The sequence below is a fragment of the Allobosea massiliensis genome (genome assembly GCF_042655245.1).
GTDB classification, from domain to species: domain Bacteria; phylum Pseudomonadota; class Alphaproteobacteria; order Rhizobiales; family Beijerinckiaceae; genus Allobosea; species Allobosea massiliensis.
Map to the genome: position 1 here is coordinate 89,088 of NZ_JBHSLU010000148.1, position 22,702 is coordinate 111,789.

Sequence of the window (22,702 nt, forward strand, 5' to 3'; positions counted from 1 at the left end):
TCCGCGCGGCCCGCGCCGCAACGCGGAGCCGGTCGCACCCCATGACCGCCTATGTCCTCCAGCGGCTGATCCAGAGCGTATTCGTGCTGCTCGCGGTCTCGGTCGTCGTCTTCTTCGCCGTCTACGGCATCGGCGACCCGATCGAGCTTCTGGTCTCGCCCTCGGCCAGCGCCGCCGAGCGCGAGGCGCTGATCCGCCGCCTCGGCCTCGATCTGCCGGTCTGGCAGCAATATTTCGTCTTCATGGGCAATGCGCTGAAGGGCGATCTCGGCCGCTCCTTCGTCCATGGCGTCCCGGCGATCGAACTGATCCTGGCGCGCCTGCCCGCGACCTTCGAGCTCGTGCTGCTCGCGATGACGCTGGCGATCGCCTTCGGCGTCCCGCTCGGGCTCTATGCCGGTCTCGACCGCGACAGCCGCGGTGCGCGCATCATCATGGGCGCCACCGTGCTCGGCTATTCGCTGCCGAGCTTCTGGAAGGGCATGATGCTGATCCTGCTCTTCGCCGTGCTGCTGGGCTGGCTCCCGACGGCGGGACGCGGCGAGACCGTCACCGTCCTCGGCATCCGCACCAGCCTGCTGACCTGGGACGGGCTGACCCATCTGGCGCTGCCGGCGATCAACCTCGCCATCCCGAACATGGCGCTGATGGTCCGCCTCGTCGCCGCGGGCACGAGCGAGGCGATGACGCAGGATTACGTCAAATACGCGCGTGCCAAGGGCGTGAAGCCGCGCCGGATCGTGGGCCGCCACGTCCTGCGCAACATCCTGATCCCGGTCGTGACCGTCGTCGGCATCGAGTTCGGCAGCCTCGTCGCCTTCTCAACGATCACCGAGACCGTCTTCGCCTGGCCCGGCATGGGCAAGCTGCTGATCGACTCGGTCTATCAGCTCGATCGCCCGGTGGTCGTCGCCTATGTGCTGCTGGCGACGCTGCTCTTCGTCACGGTGAATTTCCTCGTCGACATCCTCTATGCCGCGCTCGATCCGCGGGTGAAGCTGACGGGAGAGGCGGCATGAGCGCGACGACCAAGGCGCCCGCCGTCCCGCCCGAGGCCGAGACGACGCTGCGCGCGGCCGTGCTGCGCCGCATCCGCAGCCGCCCGACCACGCGCGGCGCCGCCATCCTGCTCGCCATCATGGTCGGGCTCGCTTTGCTCGGCCCGATGATCGCGCCGCAGAACCCGCACGACCTCGCCTCGCTCAGCGTCATGGACAACCGGCTGCCGCCCGGCGAGGCGGGCATGACCGGCATCACCTATTGGCTCGGCACCGATTCGCAGGGCCGCGACATGCTGAGCGCGATCCTCTACGGCCTGCGCACCAGCCTGATGGTGGGGCTGACCGCCACGCTCGGCGCGCTCGTCATCGGCATCTCCGCGGGACTGCTGGCCGCGCAGTTCGGCGGCTTCGTCGATGCGCTGATCATGCGCATCGTCGATTTCATGCTCGGCTTCCCCTCGATCCTGATCGCGCTCGTGCTGCTCGCCTCGATCGGGCGCGGCGTGGACAAGGTGATTCTCGCCATCGTGCTGGTGCAATGGGCGCAATATGCGCGGCTGATGCGGGCCTCCGCACTCGTCGAGCGGCGCAAGGAGTACATCGAGGCGGCGCTCAATTTCGGCCTGCCGACGCGGCACATCATGCTCGCGCATCTGCTGCCGAACTCGGTCGGCTCGGTGCTGGTCGTCGCCTCGATCAGCATCGCGAGCGCGATCACGCTGGAGGCGACGCTCTCCTTCCTCGGCGTCGGCGTGCCGGTGACGCAGCCTTCGCTCGGCCTGCTCATCGCCAACGGCTTCGAATTCCTGCTCTCGGGCGAATACTGGATCGCGGTGTTCCCCGGCATCGCGCTGGTGCTGCTGATCGTCTCGCTGAACCTCGTCGGCGACCGCATGCGCCGCAGCTTCAACGTGCGCTCATGACCGAAACCCTGCTCGAGGTCCGCGGCCTGCGGACGGTGTTCCATGCGCTCGACGGCGCCTGGCCGGCGGTCGACGGCGTCGATCTCGCCATCGCGCGCGGCGAGGTGCTGGGCCTCGTCGGTGAGTCCGGCTCCGGCAAATCGGTGACCGGCTTCTCGCTGGTCCGGCTGATCGATCCGCCGGGCGAGATCGTCGCCGGCACGATCCGCTTCGCGGGAGAGGACATCAGGGCGGCGTCCGATGAGCGCCTGCGCGCTTTACGTGGCGACCGCATCGCCATGATCTTTCAGGACCCGCTGATGACGCTGAACCCGGTGCTGAGCATCGGCGAGCAGATGAGCGAGGCCATCCTCGAACATCGCGACATCGGCCGGAGCGCGGCGCTGGACGAAGCGGCGAAGGCGCTGGCGCGGGTGGGCATCTCCTCGCCGCAGGCGCGACTGGAGCAGTTCCCGCACGAATTCTCCGGCGGCATGCGCCAGCGCGTCGCCATCGCGACCGCACTGCTCAATGACCCCGACCTGATCATCGCCGACGAGCCGACGACGGCGCTGGACGTCACGATCCAGAGCCAGATCCTGTTCGAGGTTCAGAAGCTCGCCCGCGAGGCCGGCACCGCCGTGCTCTGGATCACCCACGATCTGGCGGTGGTGGCCGAACTCGCAGACCGGGTGGCGGTGATGTATGCCGGTCGCATCGTTGAGATCGGGCCGGTCGATGCCGTCCTCGACGCGCCGCGCCACCCCTATACGCTCGGGCTGTTGAACTCCTCGGCGACGCTGGTTGCGCCGGGCGGGCGCCTCAACCAGATCGACGGCGTCGCGCCGCGCATCGACGACCGGCCGAGCGGCTGCCCCTTCCGCCCGCGCTGCCCCAATGCCCTGCCGCTCTGTGCCGAACGTGATCCGATGCCGACGGAGGAAGGCAGCCGGAGCTATCGCTGCCACAACCCCGTGCCGCAGGGAGACGCCGCATGAGCGCGCCGATCCTCGAGTTGAAGGGCATCACCCGGCATTTCCGCCGCAGCCCGACACTGGCCGAGCGCATCCTGATGGCGACCGGCCGGGGCAAGCCGCCGCCAGTGCTGCGCGCCGTGGATGGCGTCGACCTCTCCATCGCACGCGGCGAGGTGCTCGGCCTCGTCGGGGAATCCGGCTGCGGCAAGTCCACGCTCGCCCGGGTGATCACCGGCATCCTGCCGCCTACCTCCGGCGAGGTCGTCTATGATCAGCGCAAGGTCGCGGGGCTGAAGGGCAGGGACCGCCTGGACTACCTGCTCAAGGTCCAGATGATCTTCCAGGACCCCTATGCCTCGCTCGATCCGCGCATGAAGGTCTCCCGCATCGTCGGAGAGGCGCTCAGCCTGCACAAGCTGGTGCCGAAGGCGCAGATCGACGAGGCGGTGGACCGCGCCCTGACCGAGGTCGGGCTCGATACCGCTTATCGCGAGCGCTATCCGCATCAGTTCTCGGGCGGCCAGCGCCAGCGCATCGGCATCGCCCGGGCGCTCGCGGTGAAGCCCGACTTCCTCGTCTGCGACGAGCCGGTCTCGGCGCTCGACGTCTCGATCCAGGCCCAGGTCATCAACCTGTTCATGGATGTGCGCGCCCGCCACGGCCTGACCTATCTCTTCGTCAGCCACGATCTCGGCCTGGTGCGCCACATCAGCGACCGCGTCGCGATCATGTATCTCGGCCGCATCGTCGAGATCGGGCCGGCGGCCGAGATCTTCGCGACGCCGGCCCATCCTTACAGCGCCGCCCTGATCGCGGCGATTCCCTCTGCAGCGCGGCGCAAGCAGGCCTTCAAGCCGCTGGGCGGCGAATTGCCCTCGCCGCTGGCGCCGCCGCCCGGCTGCCCTTTCCACCCCCGCTGTCCGCAGGCGATGGCGGTCTGCCGCGAGATCAGGCCGCCCTTGGCCGAGATCGCGCCCGGCCGCAGCGCCGCCTGCCATCTGCACACGCCTCCGGAGGCCGCATGACCACCGCCACGCTCAACCCGCCCACCGGCCGCAGCACGCTGCCCTTCGTCGATGCCCGCCACCCGGAGCGGCCGCTGACGGTCAACTGCTACCGTCCCGAGCGTCATCGCCCGAATGATCCCGTCGTCGTGGTCCAGCACGGCATGATGCGCAATGGCGACGACTATCGCGACTTCTGGATTGATGCCGCGGAGAAGCACAATCTCCTGATCGTCGCGCCGACCTTTCCCGATGCGGTCTATCCCAAGGCCGAAGGCTACAATAACGGGCTCGTCGTCGGGCCGGACAGCTCTGTCGCGCCGCGCGAGGACTGGCTCTACGCGGTCCCCGCGCGCGTCCTCGAGGCGCTTCGCGCAGGCGGCGTGATCGACAGGCCCGTTATCCGCATCTTCGGCCATTCGGCGGGCGGCCAGTTCGTCCACCGCATGCTGGCGACGCAAGGGTTCGGTCCCTTCGAGGCGGCCATCGCCGCCAATTCCGGCTGGTACACCCTGCCGACGCTCGACAAGCCCTTCCCGGAAGGGCTGGGCGGCCTCGGGCTCGACGAGGCGGCGCTGCTGCGCTGGCTCGCATCGCCGATGATCATCCTCGCCGGCGACCGCGACATCGCCACCGACGATCCGAACCTGCCGTCCCAGCCCGAGGCCCTGGCCCAGGGGCCGCACCGCTTCGCGCGCTCGCATCGCATGATCGAACTCGGTCGGGCCGAGGCCCAGCGCCGCGGCGCGCCCTGCAACTGGGTCCATATCGAGGTGCCCGGCATCGGCCATGACGGCGAGGCGATGTCCCACGCTGCGGCGGCCTACTGGTTCGAGGGCCGCATCCCGGAGGCCGCCGTTGCCGGTGCACCGGCCCGCACCGTCGCCTGAGACGCAAGGTCGGCGATGAGCCGGCTCAAGGACCGCCGGCCGAGCGCGACCAGTGGTCGTTGCAGGCGGCCGTTGCGGCAACTTCCGCAATGGCTTGTGCCCCGGCGCGATTTCGCGCCATATCGGCGCCCACGACAACGCAGCTCCTGTGCCGGCTCACTGGGCATGGGCCGCAGCCCGGATGACGCATGGTTTCTGTTGAGCTGAAAGCGGTTTCGAAGAGCTGGGGCGGCGCTGCCGCGGTCGACGACGTCAGCTTTACGGTCGACGGCGGCAAGCTGGTCGCGCTCCTAGGCCCCTCCGGCTGCGGCAAGTCGACCACGCTGCGGCTGATCGCGGGGCTCGAGGACACCACGAGCGGCACCATCCTGATCGGCGGGCGCGACGTGACGACGGCCGCTCCCTCCGGGCGCGGCATCGCGATGGTGTTTCAGAACTACGCGCTGTTTCCGCATCTCTCGGTGGCGCAGAACATCACCTTCGGGCTCGATGTGCGGAAAGTGGCCCGTGCCGAGCGCGACCGCCGGCTGGCGCGCGCCGCCGAAATCCTCGGTCTCGGCGCGCTGCTTGACCGCAAGCCCTCGCAGCTGTCGGGCGGCCAGCAGCAGCGCGTCGCGCTCGGCCGCGCCATCGTCGCCGAGGCCCCGGTCTGCCTGATGGACGAACCGCTCTCCAATCTCGACGCGCAGCTGCGCGTCGAGATGCGCCGCGAGATCCGCGAGCTGCAGCAGCGGCTGGGGATCACCATGGTCTATGTCACCCATGATCAGGTCGAGGCCATGACCATGGCCGATCAGGTCGTGCTGATGCGCAACGGGCGGATCGAGCAGGACGCGCCGCCCGACGAGATCTACGAGAACCCGGCCAGCATCTTCGTCGCCCGCTTCGTCGGCACGCCGCCGATGAACGTCGTGCCGCTGCCAGCAGTGCTTGCCGCCGGCGGGGCAGGGGTTCTGACGCCGCCGCCGGGGCACGATCCCGCCGGTCTGGCGGTCGGTATCCGCCCCGAGATGACCGATCTCGGCGAGGCCGGCATCGCCGCCGACGTCGTCGCGGTGGAGTATCTCGGCGCCGACACGCTGGTCGAAACCCGCATCGGCGGGCATGGCTTCATCGTCCGCCGCGCCGGCAAGGTACGGACGAAGCCAGGTGAAAAGGTCTACATCACATTGTCACAATCGGCGCTGCACTGGTTCGACCAGGCGTCCGAACGCAGAGCGGTTCCCGTTTAAGATCCGGTCACAAGGGTCGGGCGCAACAGCCACCTCGAGAGGGAGAGAACAGATGGACAGGCGTGACGTATTGACCGGCGCTGCGGCGCTCGCAGGGTCGCTGGCGCTGCCGGGAATCGCCCGGGCGCAGGCCGCGACGGAGGTGTCGTTCTTCTATCCGGTCGCCGTCGGCGGGCCGATCACCAAGCTGATCGACACCTACGCCGCCGATTTCGAGAAGGAGAACCCGTCGATCAAGCTGAAGCCGATCTATGCCGGCACTTATCAGGAAACGATCGTCAAGGCGCTGACCGCCCACAAGAGCGGCACGCCGCCTGTGACCTCGGTGCTGCTCTCGACCGACATGTTCACGCTGATCGACGAGGACGCGATCGTCCCCTTCGACAGCTTCGTGAAGACCGAGGACGACAAGAAGTGGCTCGCCTCCTTCTTCCCGGCCTTCATGGAAAACAGCCAGACCGGCGGCAAGACCTGGGGCATTCCCTTCCAGCGCTCGACCGTGGTGCTCTACTGGAACAAGGAGCTGTTCAAGGAGGCCGGGCTCGACCCCGAGAAGCCGCCGGCGACCTGGGCCGAGCAGCTCGACTTCGCCCAGAAGCTGACCAAGAAGGACGCCTCGGGCAACGTCACCCAGTGGGGCATCCAGATCCCGTCCTCCGGCTTCCCCTACTGGCTCTTCCAGGGCCTCTCGACGCAGGCCGGCGCAATTCTCGCCAATGCCGCGGGCAACGCGACCAACTACGCCGATCCCGCCGTGGTCGAGGCCCTGCAGTACTGGGTCGACCTCGCGCAGAAGCACAAGGTCCATCCGCCCGGCATCGTCGAATGGGGCACCACACCGAAGGACTTCTTCGAGAAGAAGGTCGCGATGATGTGGACGACCACCGGCAACCTCACCAATGTCCGCAGCAACGCCAAATTCTCCTTCGGCGTCGCCATGCTGCCGGCCGGCAAGCGCCGCGGCAGCCCGACCGGCGGCGGCAATTTCTACCTCTCGAAGAAGGCCACGCCGGCCCAGCAGGAGGCCGCCTTCAAGTTCATCCGCTGGATCACGACGCCCGAGCGCGCGGCGCAATGGGGCATCGACACCGGCTATGTCGCGGTTTCGCCGGCAGCCTATGAGACGCCCGCGATGCAGGCCTATGCGAAGGACTTCCCGCCGGCTCTGGTGGCGCGCGACCAGCTCCCGCATGCGGTGGCCGAACTCTCGACCCATGAGAACCAGCGCGTCACCAAGGCGCTCAATGATGGGCTGCAGGCCGCGCTGACCGGCACCAAGCCGCCCAAGAAGGCGCTGGAGGACGCGCAGGCCGAGGCCGAGCGCATCCTGAAGCCCTATCGCTGAGCCAGGAAGCCGCTCCGCGATGAACACCCGCGCGACCGCCACGGTCCATGGCTGGCTGCTCCTGCTGCCGGCCATGGCCTGCCTGGCCCTCTTCACGCATTGGCCGGCGGTCGCGAGTTTCATCGAGAGCTTCTACTCGACACCCAAGGCGCGCCGCCCGGCGCGCTTCGTCGGGCTCGACAATTACCAGCAGCTCCTCGCCGACCCGATCTTCTGGAAGGCGATGTCGAACAATCTCTGGTTCGCGCTCGGCACCATCCCGACCTCGATCGCGCTCGCCCTGCTGATGGCGGTCTGGGTCAACGACAGGATCGTCGGGCGGACCTGGGTCCGGATGGCGTTCTTCACGCCGACGATCCTGCCGATGATCGCGGTGGCGAACATCTGGCTGTTCTTCTTCACGCCGCAATACGGCCTGCTCGAGCAGATCGTCGGAGCCTTCGGCGGACGCAGCACCAACTGGCTCGGCTCGCAGGACACCGCCCTCTACGCGATCACCATCGTCGCGATCTGGAAGGAGGCGGGCTTCTTCATGATCTTCTACCTCGCGGCGCTGCAGGCCCTGCCGCCCAGCCTCGGCGAGGCGGCGGCGATCGAGGGCGCTTCGCGCTGGACTTACTTTCGGCGCATCCAGTTCCCGCTGCTGATGCCGACGACGCTGTTCGTGCTGATCAATGCTGTGATCAACGCCTTCCGCATGGTCGACCACATCTTCGTCATGACCCGCGGCGGCCCCGACAACGCGACGACGCTGCTGCTGTTCTACATCTACCAGGTTGGTTTCAGCTTCTGGGACACGGCCTATGCGGCAACGCTGACCTGCGTGCTGCTGCTGCTGCTCGCCCTCGTCGCCTTCGTCCAGTATGGGTTCCTCGAGCGCAGGACGCATTATCGATGAGCGCGCCCGCTCCGCAGCCGGTCGCCCATGCGGCCCGCACCGACCCCTATGCGCCCAAGGGGCTCTCGCTGACCCTGCAGTCGACGGGGGCGATCCTGCTGGCGCTGATCTGGGTGCTGCCACTGGCCTATGCGATCTGGGCGGCGATCCACCCGGCCGAATACACCACGCGCTTCGTGCTGACCGCGCCGCTGACGCTCGACAACTTCACCCGCGCCTGGGCGGCGGCGCCCTTCGCGCGCTACTTCCTCAACACCTTCATCCTGGTGACGATGATCCTGGCCTTCCAGCTCGTGCTGGGGACGCTGGCGGCCTATGCGCTGGCGCGGCAGGATTTCTGGGGCCGCGACGTCGCCTTCGCGCTGATCCTGGCGCAGCTGATGATCATGCCGGACGCGCTGATCGTCGAGAACTACCGGACGCTGGCCCGTTTCGAGCTGATCGACACCATCCCCGCCATCGCGCTGCCCTATATCGCCTCGGCCTTCGGCATCTTCCTGCTGCGGCAGACCTTCAAGACCGTGCCGAAGGAGCTGGACGACGCCGCGCGCGTGGAAGGGGCGAGCCCGCTGCAGGTGCTGATGAAGGTCTATGTCCCGCTCGCGAAGCCGACCTACATCGCCTACGGGCTGGTCTCGGTGAGCTATCACTGGAACAATTTCCTCTGGCCGCTGCTGGTGACGAACTCGGTCGAGTCGCGCCCGCTCACGGTGGGCCTGCAGGTGTTCTCGTCGAGCGATCAGGGCATCGACTGGGCGGTGATCTGCGCCGCGACGCTGATGACGTCCGCCCCGCTGCTCGTCGGTTTCCTGCTCTTCCAGCGCCAGTTCGTGCAGAGCTTCATGCGCGCCGGCATCAAGTGACGCGAGCAAGGTTCCGATGAAGCTGATTACCTGGAACATCCAGTGGGCGCGCGGTACCGACGATCGCGTCGATCCGAGACGGATCATCGACCACGCGCGGGCGATGGCGGATTTCGACGTGCTCTGCCTGCAGGAGGTGGCGGCGAATTTTCCCGATCTCGACGGCAATGACGCCACCGACCAGTTCGCCCTCTTCGCGCAGATGCTGCCGGGCTTTACCGCCATCGAGGGCATCGGCGTCGATGTCGATGACGGTCGCGGCGGGCGCAAGCGCTTCGGCAACCTGATCCTGACCCGCTACCGCGTCGCGCAGGCGCTCCGCCATCTCCTGCCCTGGGAGGCGGCAGCGACACGCAACATGCCGCGCGTGCTGGTCGAGGCGGTCGCCGAGACGCCGCTCGGCCCGGTGCGGCTGATGACGACGCATCTGGAATACTCCTCGCCGGTGCTGCGGGCGGCCCAGGTCGAGGGCATCCGGGAGGCGCATCGCATGGCCGCGTCGCGCGCCGGCACGCCGCGCGCGCCGGGGCCACACACCTATGCGCCGACGCCGAACACGGCGAGCGCGATCCTGACTGGCGACTTCAACATGCGGCCGGATGATCCGGCTCTGGCGCGGCTGATGGCGCCCTTCGAGGATGGCACGCCGCCGCTGCGCGATCTCTGGCCTGCCGTGATGGGTGACGCACCGCCGCCGCCCACCGCCTTCATCGTCGACCAGACCTACGGCCCGCCCGGCTGCCTCGACTATGTGCTGGCGACTCCCGATCTCGCGGCCCGCGCCCGCCGCATCGTCTGTGATGTCGACACGCGCGCCTCCGACCACCAGCCGATCCTGGTCGAGTTCGATGTCGGCTGACGGTCGGCCCCGGAGCATGTCATGATGGTTTCGCGGCGCGATCTCGATCGCCTGAGCGGCATCCTCGCCGAGGCGGCACGGCGCGAAATCATGCCGCGCTTCCGCAGGCTGGCCGCCGGCGACGTCCGCGAGAAGGCGGCGCCGGGCGATCTCGTGACGGAGGCCGATGAGGCGGCCGAGCGTTTCATCTTTGCCGAACTCAAGCGGGCTTTTCCCGGCGCGCTGCTCGTCGGCGAGGAGGCCGCGACGCGCGACCCGGCCGTGCTGGGGCGGCTGGCGGAGGCGGAGCTCGCCTTCGTGATCGATCCGGTCGACGGCACGCTGAACTACGCCTCCGACCTGCCGCTCTTCGCGGTCATGGCCGCGGCCGTTGTGAGGGGCGAGACCGCGGCAGCAGTGATCCACGATCCCGTGCTGAACGACAGCGCGCTCGCCTTGCGAGGCGAGGGAGCCTGGCTGGAGAGCTCGGGCGGCACATCCCGCGATCTGCGCGCCGGCGGCCCGGTCGCCATCGCGGACATGAACGGCATGGCGAGCTGGCAGTACTTTCCCGAGCCGATGCGCAGCGCGCTGCCGGCTCGTTTCCCCGCCTTCGCCAGCGTGGCGTCGCTGCGTTGCTGTGGGCAGGAGTATCGCCTCGCCGCTGCCGGGCGCTGCGATTTCCTGCTCTATGGCGGGCTGAACCCCTGGGACCATGCGCCCGGCGTGCTGCTGTTCGGCGAAGCTGGCGGCCACGCCCGCATGCTCGATGGCAGCCTCTACCGGCCAGGCCAGCCCTCGACCGGGCTGCTCTGCGCTCCCGATGGCGACAGCTGGCGTTCGATCCGCGCTCTTCTCGTCGGCTGATGCCGCGGCAGTCGGCGCCGCCTCAGAAGCTGAGCCGGATCTGGCCCATGCCGCTGTAATGGCCGCCCGTAGCGGAGACCTCCCCGTCGCCACGCAGGCCGATCGCGAGGAGCTCGGACAGCCTTACCTCCAGACCAGCCGCGACGAGAGCGCTGTTGCGGGGCCGCTGCGCGCCGCGGGCGACGAAGCCCAGGCCGGGCAGGGCGGTGAAGCTTGCGGCGATCCGGGCGTCATCGTCGAAAGCGCGGGCCCAGGAGGCGCGCAGAAAGCCGGACGCCGGCAGGCCGCCGATCGCCGTTTCCGCCTCGAACTGCAGGCCGAATTCGGCCCGGGTCCCGGCGTCCCGGCGCCCGGCGACCGCAAGCGCAGCGGCGCTCTCGCCGAAGGCCGAGCGCTCGACGAAGGCGGGCGTGCGGATGGTGACACGCTGCAGCGCGGCGACGGGCGAAAGGCTGAAGCCGCCGGCACTTAGAACCGGCAGGCTGGCCTGCAGCCGCCCGCTCCATTGCGTACTGGCATAGGACGCTGTCAGCCCCCCGCCGAGAGCCGGAACGCTGCGCGAGACGCTGTGGTCGCTGCGGCCGAAGGCGGCGGCGGCTCCAAGTTCCAGCCGGCCGATCCGCGTCAGACCGTAGACGCCGAACTGGACGCCTTCGCTCTCGATCCGGCCGAGCCCGCCCGGCAGTGAGGCCCGCCCGCGGGCCCCGCCGATGGCGACACCGATGACGGCGTCGGTCCCCAGCCTCGCATCGGCCCCCACGGCGAACTGCATCTCGTCGAGCGCGCGCCGCGCCGTGCCGCTGCGAAGCGAACCCTCGCTGCGACCGGCCCCGCCGGAAGCGGTGCCCCACAGGGCGAAGCGGGGCGCTTCCAGACGCGAAGCCGCGGTCGCGTCGTCGAAGCCGGGCGCGGACGCGGCGCTGTAGCCGGCGCGGCCGGGTCCGAGGCCGCCGGGCCGCAGCCGTTGGCCGAAGCCTGCGTTCAGCATCGTGCCGAGAAACCGGTCCGCGAGGCGCCGGTCGATCGCCGGAGCCGCCGTATGGATCTCGCCCGAAAGCTGGTTGACCGCGGCCGGGATGGCCGCGGCCGGCAGATTGTAGATCGGGAAGAACCGGGAGACATCGACGCCCCTCGAGACCGCATCGTCGATCCGCGAGGCGATGGCGACGACGTTCGGCGCGGCCGCGCCGGAGAGCGTGGGCACGGTTCCGGCCGAGGAGCCCGGGGAGGTTGCCGGAGTGCCCGGGCTCGTGCCGGAATCCCCGGGAAAGGGCGAGGGCGTCGGCGCGGGATCGACGATCGGGACGAGCGGCTTGGGAGCCAGGGTGAGTTGCACATCCTGCGCGGTGTAGCTCACAGTGGAGGTCACGCCGTCGCCGAAGGAGCCGATGGTCTCGACCGTGCCGAAGCTGCCGCTGCGCCCGCCCGCCGCCGTCAGCAGCGTATAGGGGCTGTTGAACGTGAAGCTGCCGCCGAGCGGAACGAGCTGCAGCCGCCCCGCCAGCGCCGCTGTGCCGGTAACGCTCAGCCGGTCCGACACGGCGCCCTGGATTTCCGCCCGGTAGGTCGAGGCGGCGTCGAGGGTCAGGTCGCCGGCGATGGTCAGCGTCCCCGGCGAATTGCCGGGCGATAGCGTTCCGCCCGCGACGGTGACGCTCGGCACCGTGCCGGAGCCGCCAAGGAAGGCCCCGGCATTCAGCGTGACGCCGGAGGAGGCGGCGATCGAGCCGTTGACCACCAGCGTGCCGGCGTTCACGAGCGTCGCGCCCTGGTACCCGCTTGTCCCCGACAGCGTGACGGTTCCGCTGCCGACCTTGGTGAGGCTGCCCCGGCCATCGCCGCCGAGCGTGCCGGCGAAGCTGCCATCGGCATTGCCGCCGCCCAGCGTCAGCGTCCGCCCGGCGCCGAACAGCACCCGCGCGCCACTCGTGCCGTCGAGGGCCCCGATGCTCTGGTCGCCGCTGATCCGCAATGTGGCGTTGCTGCCGGTCAGCGTGACACGGGCCTGGGTCGAGAGAGTATTGGCCGTCGCGGCATCGAGTTCGGCGCCGGCATCGACGCTGATCGACCGCGAATTCGGCAGCGTGCCGTAGAGCCGGAGCAAGCCGCCGGACACCACGGTCGGCCCGGAATAGGTGGTGGAGCCGTACAGCTCCTGCCGGTTGCCGCCGATCTTCGTCAGGCCGCCGGTGCCGGTGATGGTGCCTTGATACGCGCTGTCGGCTCCGCCCCCCAATGTCAGCCGGGCGCCGCCGAGCGAAACCGTGCCGAAAGGACCTCCGCTCAGGCTGGACGCCGTCTGGTCATAGCCGGCCAGCGACCAGGTTCCGCCATTGATCGTGACGGGGCTGGTCGTCGGCAAGGCGTTGACGCGGCCCATCGCCAGCGTCCCCGCCTCGACGATGGTGGCGCCCGTATAGCTGCTCGCGCCGGTCAGGGTCAGCGTCCCGGTGCCCGCCTTGGTCAGCCCGCCGCCACTGCCGGAGATGGTGCCGTCGAAGGTCGAACTGGCATTCTGCGAGCCGGCCGTCAGCCTGGAGCCCGTCCCGAGGGCGATGGTGCCGCTCCCGGAAAGCCCGTCCACTGCCAGCGCCGAATTGAGCGCGTAGGTCCCGTCGACCCGCAGCGCCGTCGTGTTTTCGACCGCCGCCGGGTTGCTGGTCGTCAGCGTCACGCCCGAGAGGACCGCGAGCGTCCCGACGCTGGAGCCGGTCCCGGTCCAGGTGCTGTCGCCCGAGAAGGTCAGCGTCGAGGCCCCGGTGATGCCGGTCGAGAAGGTTCCGCCGCGGATGGTCAGATTGGCTCCGGCCAAACCGATCTGGCCATTGCCTTCCAGGCGGCGGATCGTCGTGTTCTGGCTGCCCAGATAAAGCGTCGCGCCGTTGCTGATGGTGACGGAAGCGATGTATTCGACCAGCTCGTTCAGGCCGGCAAACCCGGCGGTGTTGGCGACGACCGTCCCGCCATCGATCACCAGCCGTGCCGAGCTGTTCCAGCGCCCGCTCCAGGATTGCACCTCGATCTGTCCCCGGTCGGTCGCCGAGCCGAGGTAAAGGACCGAATTCGAGCGGAGCCAGTCGAGATTGACGATCATCCGGGTTCCGGTCGCGGCGGACAATCGCCCCTCTGCCCCGATCTCCGTTGCGACCTGGCTTCCCAGGTCGAGATCACTGATGGCCCGCAGATGGCCGGCCGTTCCGATGAAGGTGAGGCTGGAATAGGGGTAGGGATTGCTGGTGCCGATCTCGGCGAAGCCGCCGACATTGCCGTTCGACTGGGCCTGTGCGGGGTGGGCCAGCAGGACGAACAGGAGACCGCCGCAGAGGCGGCCGCGCCGATCACGCCGTCTGACCCGCATCCCCACCATTCGGCCGGCCCGGCAGAGGTTTCTGCGGGTTCGGGCGCATCGGGCTTCGGGAAGGCAAGGCATCGGCAGGATCGGCTCGGCGAGTCGGACCCGGCCATTGGCCGCGAACAGGCCGCCTCCGAAAAGTCCAAAGCTTGCATCGATCTCGGGAGGGGCCCGGTTGCAGCCCCTTCAGGGCCTCTCAGGCCGAGCGGTCGGCGGGCGCCGGTTTCGCCGGAGCAGCGCCCAGGCGCGCCGATCGCGGATCACCCATGCCGTCGCCAGCAGCACGAACAGACAAAACGCCGCTTTCGAGAATGGCTCCATTGTCCCGTCGACGAGCCAGGCATGGACGACGCTGCCGATGACGATGACGACCGCGAGGAGGGAATGGGCGAGGCGCCATGTCCTTGGGGCGAGCCGAAAGCGGAACCGCCACGCCGCCAGCGCCGCCGAGGCGAACAACGCCCACATGGCGACGACGCCCCAGGCTGAGAACGGCGTCGGCGAGACGAAGAGCAGCGCATCGACGACGTCGGGAGGGCTCGTCACCCATAGCCCCACGACGTGCAGGACGATCAGCGCGACAAGGGCCGCGCCGACCCAGCCATGCAGGCGACGGCTCCACCGGGCCGGCAGGCCAGGCAATGCGCCGCCCGCCAGCAGGGGCTGCAAGAGCAGCAAGGCCAAAGCGAGGATGCCGGCGAAGCCGGATGCAATGTAGACGCCGTCGCGCCAGGCGAGCAGAGGACTCCCGGCCGCGAGCGCAATCGGTACCGCCACGGCGAGGGTGAGCAGTCCCCAGATCAGGGGTCCCCGAAGCGAGGCCAAGCCGCTCAGACCGGCTGGAGCACGAAATGGGCGCTGAGGCTGGTGTCTCGCGCGCACGCCATGACGGGCCTCAGGAAGACCGTCCTGAAGCCGTCGCCCTCATAGGCGAGGTGGCCATGCGCCTGTCCGAAGGCAGGGATGATCTGCGGCATTTCCAGGCGGAACGTGCCATCCGCGCCGGTGAGCGTGGCACCGTGGCTGCGGGCGTCGTTCTCGCGGCCCTCGGTGGTATGGGCCCAGATCTGGATGCGGATGCCGGGCAGCGGCGCGCCGTCACCGGCGCGACGCACCGTACCGGTCATCCAGAAGCCGCCGCCGCCGATCCGGCTGACGATCGGGGCGCCGGGGATGTAGTTATTGGCACCGCCCGGCATGGTCGGGGTGGGGGCCAGCCCCTGCGCCCGGGCGGGCAACAGCAGGCCGGGTGCGCCGGTCAGGAGCGCGGCGCCCGCAAGGGCGGAGCCGCTGGCGAGAAAGGCGCGGCGGGTCGATCGGTCCTGGCTCAACGCGACGTCTCCTTGCTGGCTCGGTCATCGAAGGGGCGGACGGCAGGATGGCTCAGGGGAGAGGCTCTGCCGCGGCGTGTCGCTTCGTCCGCATGGATCATAAATGGCGCTGTTGCGGTTCAGGCAAGGGTCGCCGGCAAGGATGTCCCTCCGGATGAGGACATATCGGGGCGCCTGAGCGACGCCGACGCGCCGCGAATTTGCAAATGATTGCAAGTGTTTGCGCTGAGTCTCTGCGTCGCCGCTCGCGGATCTTCACGAATCCGCGCCTCGCCATCATGAACCATCGCGTTCGGTCGATCGCCCTGAGAGCCCCGCTGTCGCACTGGCCATGCGGCGACGATGTCTCAGGCCGGATCGACCGATGCCAAGCGCGCGGCTTCCCGCCCGGCGATCTCGCCCAGCCCGACGGCTGTCAGCAGCCCGTTGCCCGAGAGATAGCCGGAGGCACGGCGGCCCGACACGCCGACTGCCGCGCCGCCACAGGCGAAGAGATTGGCGAAGGCGGATCCGTCCGGTCGTAGCACGCGGGCCTGCGGGTCGATCCTCAGGCCGCCCTGGGTGTGGAAGAGGGCCCCGGTGACAGCGACGGCGCAGAACGGAGCCGCCAAAGGCTGCGCACCGCGGAAGTCGCGGCCGAAGCGGTCGCTGCCATTGCCCTGCTTCAGCGCCTCGACCTCGGCCGCCGTCGCCGCCAGGGCATCGGGCGGCAGGCCGAGCATCCGGGCAAGGCTGGCGATGTCCTGCGCCTGCACGATGGCGCCCTGCGCCTCGGCGTTGCGGAAGTCCTCGAACTGCCGGGCGATGGCCGCGATGCGGCCGTCGAAGATCGTCCAGGCCTTGCCGCCGGGCTGGGCGAGGACGGTTGCCGCCTGTTCCGAATAGCCATGGCTTTCGTCGGAGAAGCGCTCGCCCCGGGCATTGACCTGGAACCCGCCCTCCATGATCGTCGCCCAGGTGATCAGGATGCCGTGGGGGTGGGCGACGGAGCCGTGGCCCTGATGCCCCGACATGGCGACGAGGTCGGCGCCGAGCGCATCGCCCCAAAGCACGGCGTCGCCCTCATTGCCGGAATGGCCGAACCAGAGCGCGTCGACCATTTCGGGGATGTGTTTCGCGACGAGAGCGCGGTTGCCGCCATAGCCGTTGCAGGCGAGCACCAGCGCCCGGCAACCGATCGGCTCCTCGCCGCCGCCGGGGCGGGTGCCCGCGATGCCGGCGACGCGGCCGGCAGGGTCGGTGAAGAGCGTGGTGGCGCGAAACCCTGTCAGGATCGGGATGTCGCGGGCCTCTGCTGCTTCGCGCAGCCGGTCGACCAGCTCCGAGCCGGTGCGCTTCGGCAGGCCGTGCATGCGGCGGGCGGAATGGCCCGGATAGGAGAAGTTCGTCACGACATCGAAGGGCAGGCCGTGGCGGTCGGCGAGCCATTCCAGCACCGGGCCGACATGCGCGGTGAGACGCCAAACGATGGCGGGATCGGGCTCGTTCCCGGCCTTGGCCATGATGTCGGCTGCGAACAGTTCGGCACTGTCCTCGATGCCGGCGGCGCGCTGGAAGCGGGTCGCTGCGGCCGGGATCAGGCCGGCCGAGAGTGCGGTCGAGCCGCTCGGCAGCGCGTCGCGCTCGACGACGACGACCTCGGCGCCCGCCTCGCTGGCGGCAAGCGCGGCGACCAGCCCGGCCGCGCCTGCGCCGATGATCAGGACGTCGGCCTCGGCTTCGAAGGAGCGGCCCGCGGCCGGAAGGACGGCGGTCACGGCGCTCATATCTCGGCCATCACTGCGGCGATGGTGGCGATCCGCGCGACGGGTTTCAGCGCCGCGATCGCCTCCGCATGCATGGTCGGCGTGGGAGCCGCGCAGCCATCCTCGAGCACGGTCACGTCGAGATCGCGGACATGGGCGTCGCGGACGGTCGAGGCGACGCCGCCATTGGTGACGATGCCGGCGACGACGAGATGCGCGATGCCGAGCTTGCGCAGAACCCACTCCAGCCGGGTCTGGTAGAACGCGGAATAGGCGATCTTTTCGACCGATACGTCGATCGGCTGCAGCGCGTCGACGACGCGGTGGCCCCAGCCGCCGGGCAGGAAGTCGCCGCGCTTCAGGAAGGGCCGCATCTGCTTGAGATGCGGCGAGATCAGCGGCTCGCCGCCGCGGCCCGGCACCAGCGTGAACTGCGTCGCCGCCACCAGCCCGCCCTGTGCGCGAAAGCGCTCGACCAAGGGCAGCAGCCGGCCGGGCAGCGCCTGCGCCTCGGGCGAGGCGGCGCCGCCCTTCGCATAGGCGCCGTCGGGATGGATGAAGTCGTTCTGCAGGTCGACGATCAGCAATGCGGTCGCGGCGATGTCGGTGATCGGGCCAGCCATGGTCAGCTCCTCAGGATGACGAGGTTGCCGAGCGCGTCGACTTCGGCGGTGAGGCCGGGGTCGAGCAGCACGGTGGCATCGGGCTGCTCGAAGACCGCGGGACCCGCGATGCGGGTGCCGACCGGAAGATCGAGCCGCGACCAGATCGCGGTCTCGCGCCAGGCCCCGTCGAGATAGACCTGGCGCGTGCCGCGGCGGGCCAGTTCCAGGCTGGCCCCGGCCGAGGGAGCGAGCGCCGTCAGGTCGAAGGCCGGCCGGCGGCCGATGGCGGCGGTGCGCAGCGTGACGATACGCAGCGGGATACCCGGCAGGAGCCGGCTGAAGGCGGCGCCATAGGCGGCTTCGAAAGCCTCGCGGATCACGTCTGCGGTGACGCCGGTCCCGGCCTCTCCGAGCGTGACCGGGAGCGGCACCGAGACCGTATGCGTCTGCCCGAGATAATGCATGTCGAGTTCGTAGAGCACGTCGATGCGCTCGACCGAGAGGCCGGCCTCGGCGACGACCCGGTGGGCCTCGCGCCCGGCCTCGACCATGCGGGCGTCGAGGGCGGCGGCGTCCAGCCCCTCCAGCATCAGGTTCACCGTCTGCACGCCGTCATGGCGGATATCGGCGATGACGCAGCCCAGCGCCGAGGTTACGCCCGGAAAGCGCGGCACCAGCGCGCCCTTCAGCCCGACCTCGTGGATCAGGGCGCCGGCGTGGAGGGCGCCGCCGCCGCCGAACGGCATCGCCATGAACTTCGCCGGGTCGTGCCCGCGCTCGATCGAGACGAGGCGGATCGCTCCGGCCATGCGGGCATTGGCGATCTTCACGATGGCTTCCGCCGCCGCCATCACGTCGAGCCCGAGCGGCTCGGCGATCTCCCTGGCGATCGCAGCGCGCGCCGCCTCGACATCGAGCCGCTGCAGCGTGCCGAGCGGCTTCTCGCCGTCGATACGGCCCAGCACCAGATTGGCGTCGGTCAGGGTCGGGCGGGTGTTGCCCTGGCCGTAGCAGACCGGGCCGGGGCGGGAGCCCGCGCTTTCCGGGCCGACCTCGAGCAGCCCGCCGGCATCGACGCGCGCGATCGAGCCGCCGCCGGCGCCGATCGTGGTGATCTCGATCATCGGGGTGCGGATGACCATGCCGAAATCGATCGTCGTCTGGGCGGCGAGCGCGGCCTGGCCGCCGGCGATCAGCGAGACGTCGAAGGAGGTGCCGCCGAGATCGCCCGTGATGATGTCGGGATGACCCGCCGCACGCGCGATCGCGGCCGCCGCGATGACGCCCGCCGCCGGGCCCGACAGCGCAGTCCGGACCGGCAGGCGCCGGGCCGTGGCGGTCGACATCACGCCGCCATTGCTCTGCACGATGTGGAAGCGACCCTCGAAGCCGTCGGCCGCCAGCGCCTGTTCGAGCCGGCCGAGATAGGAGCCGACGACCGGCTGGAGCGTGGCGTTGAGCGCCGTCGTCGAGGATCGCTCGAACTCGCGGATTTCCGGCAGGATCGCGGAGGAGCAAGCGATGTTCTCGTTCGGCCAGACGGCGCGGGCGGCCTCCAGCGCGTCGCGCTCGTTCTGCGGGTTGGCATAGGCGTTGATGAAGATGATCGCCAGCGCCTCGCAGCCCTTCCCGTGCAGGGCGCGGGCGGCCTCGCGCACCGCCTCGCGATCGACCGCCACATGGATCGTGCCGTCGGCCAGCGTCCGCTCGGGCACTTCAAGCCGGCAGTCGCGCGCTGCGACCGGGACGAAATCGCCCCAGAGCCCCCAGGTCTGGCGGCGGTCGCGGCGGCGCATCTCCAGCGCGTCGCGGAAGCCCGGCGTCGTGATGAGGCCGACCCGGGCGCCCTTGCGCTCCAGCAGCGCATTGGTGCCGACCGTGGTGCCATGCACGATGGAGGCCAGCTCGGAGACCGGGCCGAAGGTCGTTAGCCCGGCGATGAAGCCCTTGGCCTCGTCGCCGCGCTGGGAGGGCACTTTGGCGGTCCGGAAGCGCTTGGCCGCCTCGTCGAACCAGAACAGATCGGTGAAGGTGCCGCCGACATCGACGCCGACGACGGCCTTGGGAGAGGTGGTGGTCATCAGCCGATCTCGCTGTCGAAGCCGTAGACGTCACGGGCCGCTCCGGCGCTGACATAGCCATGGGCCACGTCGCGGCGCAGAGCCTCGTGGTCGCGCTGGTGCGGGTCGCCATAGCCGCCGCCGCCGGGGCTTTCGAGGCGCACGCGCTGGCCCTTCGCGATGTGGATGTCGGCGATCTTGGTGACGAGCGGCGGGGATTTCGGCCCGTTCTCCGTGTCGTAGACGAAGCGGTTCATGGCGGCCGGCTTGCCGCCGGCGACGCCGAAGGGAGGGAACTTGCCGCGCTCGCCGAGCAGGAAGACGTCGGCGCCGCCTTTCGCCAGCACCTCGATCTCGTAGATCGCACCGCAGCCGCCGCGATGGCGGCCGGCTCCGCCCGAATCCGGTCGCAGCGCCCATTGCGTGAACATCACGGGGTAGGCCGCCTCCAGAATCTCGGCCGGCGGAATCGTCGCCGTCGAGATCGGGTTGTTGCCATGGTTCAGCCCGTCGCCTTCCGGATTGCCGCCGAGGCCGCCGCCGAAGAAGGAGAACATCACGAAGCGCGAGCCGTCGTCGCGATGGCCGGCCAGCGACAGCGCGTTGATCGTCGCATAGGGCGAGCCGTTCGCCCGCTCCGGTGCGATCTGCGCGAAGGCGCCGAAGACCGTGTCGATGACGCGCAGGATGGTCTCGGTATAGCCGCCGACCGGCTTGGGCGGCTTGACCCCGAGCAGGGTCGTGTCGGGGATCACGAAGGTGATCGGCTTCAGCACGCCGGCATTGGCCGGGACATGCGGGAAGATGTGCTTGAGCGCGACATAGCAGCAGGCGACCGCGGTCGAGTAGGCGATGTTGAGCGGCCCGCGGCAGGGCGGCGCCGAGCGCGAGAAGTCGAGCGTCATCGCATCGCCCGCTATGGTGAGGTCGAGCGCGATGCGCAGCGGCTCGTCGCTGATGCCGTCATTGTCGAGGAAATCGTCGAAGCTGTAGCGACCGTCCGGCAGGGCCGCGATCTCGGCCCGCATCAGCGCCTCGGCGCGGGCGCTGAAGGCGTCGAGAGCGGCCTCGACGGTCGGCGTGCCGTAATCGTCGAGCAGGGCGGAGAGCCGCCGCTCGCCGAGGTCGAGCGCGTTGAGCTGGCCGTTGAGATCGCCCCAGTTCGACTGCGGCAGGCGCGAATTGGCGCTGAGGATCTCGACGATGTCGCCCTGGAATTCGCCTTTGCGGACGAGCTTCACCGGCGGGATGCGGAAGCCCTCCTGGAAGCTCTCGGTCGCCTTGGCGTTGAAGTTGCCCGGCACGTTGCCGCCGACATCGAGCCAGTGACCGACCGAGGCGAGCCAGCAGAACAGCTTGCCGTCCCGGAAGATCGGCCGCACCAGGCGCATGTCGTTGAGATGGGTGCCGCCCTCATAGGGGTCGTTGAACAGCCAGGTGTCGCCGGGTTCGTTCGGCGCTCCGGCCTCGACGCGCGCGATCACGGCGCGCACGGCGAAGGCCATCGCGCCGACGAAGATCGGCAGGCCCGACGTGCCCTGGACCAGGGTGTCGCCGGTGGTCGCGTGATAGAGCCCGTGACAGGCGTCATGCGCCTCGGCGATGATCGGGTTGAAGGCGGAGCGATAGAGCGTCGCGTCCATCTCGTTGGCGATCTGCTCGAGCCGGCCCTTCAGCACGGCGAGCGTGACGGGATCGAGCGTCGCGGTCACAGGCTGCCCTCATAGGCCTTGCCGGCGGCGATCATCGCGGGCGTGCCGATCACGGCATTGAGCTGGTCGAAATCGAACATCCGGTCGCGGAACGGGTCGGCGATGATCGGGTTGAAGGCGGAGCGATAGAGCGTCGCGTCCATCTCGTTGGCGATCTGCTCGAGCCGGCCCTTCAGCACGGCGAGCGTGACGGGATCGAGCGTCGCGGTCACAGGCTGCCCTCATAGGCCTTGCCGGCGGCGATCATCGCGGGCGTGCCGATCACGGCATTGAGCTGGTCGAAATCGAACATCCGGTCGCGGAACGGGTCGGTCGTGCCATGGGTCTTGAGGCTGGCGTAGAAATCCTGCGCGGCCCGCGCCAGCGCCCGCACGATCCCGCCCGGGAAGATCACCAGCGAAAAGCCGAGGTCCTCAAGCGCGCCCGTCGAGCGGATCGGCGTGCGGCCGCCCTCGACCATGTTGGCCATCAGCGGGAGCGTCCCCTTCAGCTCGCTGACGACGCGGGTCAGCTCCTCGCTCGAGCCAGGCGCCTCGACGAACAGCATGTCCGCGCCGGCCGCCGCGTAGAGATGGGCCCGCTCCAGCGCGCGCTCGAACCCCTCGACCGCGATGGCGTCGGTCCTTGCGATGACGAGCGTCTCGTCGGAGGCCCGGGCGTCCGTCGCCGCCTTGATCTTGCCGACCATTTCGGCGGCCGGGATCACGCCCTTGTCGGCGAGATGGCCGCAGCGCTTGGGGAAGCTCTGGTCCTCGATCTGCAGGGCGTTGGCGCCGGCCCGCTCGAACAGGCGCATCGTGCGCTGCATGTTGAGCGCATTGCCGTAGCCCGTGTCGGCATCGACGATGAGCGGGGTCGCGACACGGTCGCGGATCATGGTGATCGTCTCGGCGACCTCGGCCATCGAGACGAGCCCGATATCGGGTCCGCCGAGGCGGGTATAGGCGATCGAGGCGCCGGAGACGTAGAGCGCCTCGAAACCGGCATCGGTGGCGAGCGAGGCGGTCAGCGCATCATAGACGCCGGGCGCGAGCACGATCTGCGGCTGGCGGAAGCGAGCCTTGAGGGAAAGGGTCATCG

General features: G+C 69.6%; 19 protein-coding genes and 1 pseudogene. 11 read left to right on the forward strand and 9 right to left on the reverse strand.

The features are described from left to right. The first annotated feature begins 41 nt into the window (after positions 1-41). From ACFPN9_RS28375 to ACFPN9_RS28425, 11 genes are all read left to right on the forward strand, one after another. The gene (locus ACFPN9_RS28375) at positions 42-1,019 is read left to right on the forward strand and encodes an ABC transporter permease (RefSeq protein ID WP_066720733.1); all 978 of its coding nucleotides are present in this window, start codon (positions 42-44) and stop codon (positions 1,017-1,019) included. Next, entirely contained in the window at positions 1,016-1,924 is a 909-nt protein-coding gene (locus ACFPN9_RS28380; RefSeq protein ID WP_066720736.1) for an ABC transporter permease, read from the forward strand. The genes ACFPN9_RS28375 and ACFPN9_RS28380 overlap by 4 nt, the downstream gene beginning before the upstream one ends. After that, a complete protein-coding gene (locus ACFPN9_RS28385; protein ID WP_066720739.1) occupies positions 1,921-2,901 on the forward strand; it encodes an ABC transporter ATP-binding protein in 981 nt (326 codons plus the stop codon). The genes ACFPN9_RS28380 and ACFPN9_RS28385 overlap by 4 nt, the downstream gene beginning before the upstream one ends. Next, positions 2,898-3,905 carry an ABC transporter ATP-binding protein gene (locus ACFPN9_RS28390; RefSeq protein ID WP_066720742.1) on the forward strand — a complete coding sequence of 336 codons (1,008 nt, stop codon included), beginning with the start codon at positions 2,898-2,900 and terminating at the stop codon, positions 3,903-3,905. The genes ACFPN9_RS28385 and ACFPN9_RS28390 overlap by 4 nt, the downstream gene beginning before the upstream one ends. Continuing rightward, positions 3,902-4,774: an alpha/beta hydrolase family protein gene (locus ACFPN9_RS28395; protein WP_066720745.1), complete on the forward strand. Its 873-nt coding sequence runs from the start codon at positions 3,902-3,904 to the stop codon at positions 4,772-4,774. The genes ACFPN9_RS28390 and ACFPN9_RS28395 overlap by 4 nt, the downstream gene beginning before the upstream one ends. A gap of 188 nt (positions 4,775-4,962) precedes the next feature. After that, positions 4,963-6,006: an ABC transporter ATP-binding protein gene (locus ACFPN9_RS28400; RefSeq protein WP_377817968.1), complete on the forward strand. Its 1,044-nt coding sequence runs from the start codon at positions 4,963-4,965 to the stop codon at positions 6,004-6,006. A gap of 52 nt (positions 6,007-6,058) precedes the next feature. Further along, positions 6,059-7,351 (forward strand): ABC transporter substrate-binding protein, encoded by a 1,293-nt coding sequence (locus ACFPN9_RS28405; RefSeq protein WP_066720749.1) that lies wholly within the window; start codon positions 6,059-6,061, stop codon positions 7,349-7,351. A gap of 19 nt (positions 7,352-7,370) precedes the next feature. Next, entirely contained in the window at positions 7,371-8,249 is an 879-nt protein-coding gene (locus ACFPN9_RS28410; protein WP_066720751.1) for a carbohydrate ABC transporter permease, read from the forward strand. After that, positions 8,246-9,112 carry a carbohydrate ABC transporter permease gene (locus ACFPN9_RS28415; protein ID WP_066720754.1) on the forward strand — a complete coding sequence of 289 codons (867 nt, stop codon included), beginning with the start codon at positions 8,246-8,248 and terminating at the stop codon, positions 9,110-9,112. The genes ACFPN9_RS28410 and ACFPN9_RS28415 overlap by 4 nt, the downstream gene beginning before the upstream one ends. Before the next feature lie 16 nt (positions 9,113-9,128). Continuing rightward, positions 9,129-9,971 carry an endonuclease/exonuclease/phosphatase family protein gene (locus tag ACFPN9_RS28420; protein WP_066720758.1) on the forward strand — a complete coding sequence of 281 codons (843 nt, stop codon included), beginning with the start codon at positions 9,129-9,131 and terminating at the stop codon, positions 9,969-9,971. A 21-nt stretch (positions 9,972-9,992) separates the two neighbouring features. Further along, positions 9,993-10,817, forward strand: a complete 825-nt coding sequence (locus ACFPN9_RS28425; protein WP_066720761.1) for an inositol monophosphatase family protein — start codon at positions 9,993-9,995, stop codon at positions 10,815-10,817. Positions 10,818-10,839: 22 nt separating this feature from the next. Here the strand turns inward: ACFPN9_RS28425 and ACFPN9_RS28430 are convergent, their stop codons facing one another. The 9 genes and pseudogenes from ACFPN9_RS28430 to ACFPN9_RS28470 all read right to left on the reverse strand — a co-directional run bounded on the left by ACFPN9_RS28430 (position 10,840) and on the right by ACFPN9_RS28470 (position 22,700). Further along, positions 10,840-14,175, reverse strand: a complete 3,336-nt coding sequence (locus ACFPN9_RS28430) for an autotransporter outer membrane beta-barrel domain-containing protein (protein ID WP_066720764.1) — start codon at positions 14,173-14,175, stop codon at positions 10,840-10,842. A gap of 180 nt (positions 14,176-14,355) precedes the next feature. Continuing rightward, a complete protein-coding gene (locus tag ACFPN9_RS28435) occupies positions 14,356-14,994 on the reverse strand; it encodes a ferric reductase-like transmembrane domain-containing protein (RefSeq protein ID WP_377817969.1) in 639 nt (212 codons plus the stop codon). Between the two features lie 5 nt (positions 14,995-14,999). Beyond that, positions 15,000-15,500 (reverse strand): peptidase associated/transthyretin-like domain-containing protein, encoded by a 501-nt coding sequence (locus ACFPN9_RS28440; protein ID WP_066720769.1) that lies wholly within the window; start codon positions 15,498-15,500, stop codon positions 15,000-15,002. Positions 15,501-15,847: 347 nt separating this feature from the next. Beyond that, positions 15,848-17,266, reverse strand: a complete 1,419-nt coding sequence (locus ACFPN9_RS28445; RefSeq protein WP_066720772.1) for an FAD-dependent oxidoreductase — start codon at positions 17,264-17,266, stop codon at positions 15,848-15,850. Further along, positions 17,263-17,868, reverse strand: coding sequence for a cysteine hydrolase family protein (locus ACFPN9_RS28450; protein WP_066720773.1), 606 nt, complete (start codon positions 17,866-17,868; stop codon positions 17,263-17,265). The genes ACFPN9_RS28445 and ACFPN9_RS28450 overlap by 4 nt, the downstream gene beginning before the upstream one ends. 2 nt (positions 17,869-17,870) lie before the next feature. Then, entirely contained in the window at positions 17,871-19,931 is a 2,061-nt protein-coding gene (locus ACFPN9_RS28455) for a hydantoinase/oxoprolinase family protein (RefSeq protein ID WP_066720774.1), read from the reverse strand. Next, positions 19,931-21,622, reverse strand: coding sequence for a hydantoinase B/oxoprolinase family protein (locus tag ACFPN9_RS28460; protein ID WP_066720775.1), 1,692 nt, complete (start codon positions 21,620-21,622; stop codon positions 19,931-19,933). Before ACFPN9_RS28460 ends, ACFPN9_RS28455 begins: the two co-directional genes overlap by 1 nt. A 95-nt stretch (positions 21,623-21,717) precedes the next feature. Beyond that, positions 21,718-21,834: pseudogene (locus tag ACFPN9_RS28465) on the reverse strand (hydantoinase B/oxoprolinase family protein); the annotation flags it as partial. Beyond that, positions 21,831-22,700: an isocitrate lyase/PEP mutase family protein gene (locus ACFPN9_RS28470; protein ID WP_066720776.1), complete on the reverse strand. Its 870-nt coding sequence runs from the start codon at positions 22,698-22,700 to the stop codon at positions 21,831-21,833. The gene ACFPN9_RS28470 and the pseudogene ACFPN9_RS28465, both read right to left, overlap by 4 nt. Positions 22,701-22,702 lie beyond the last annotated feature (2 nt).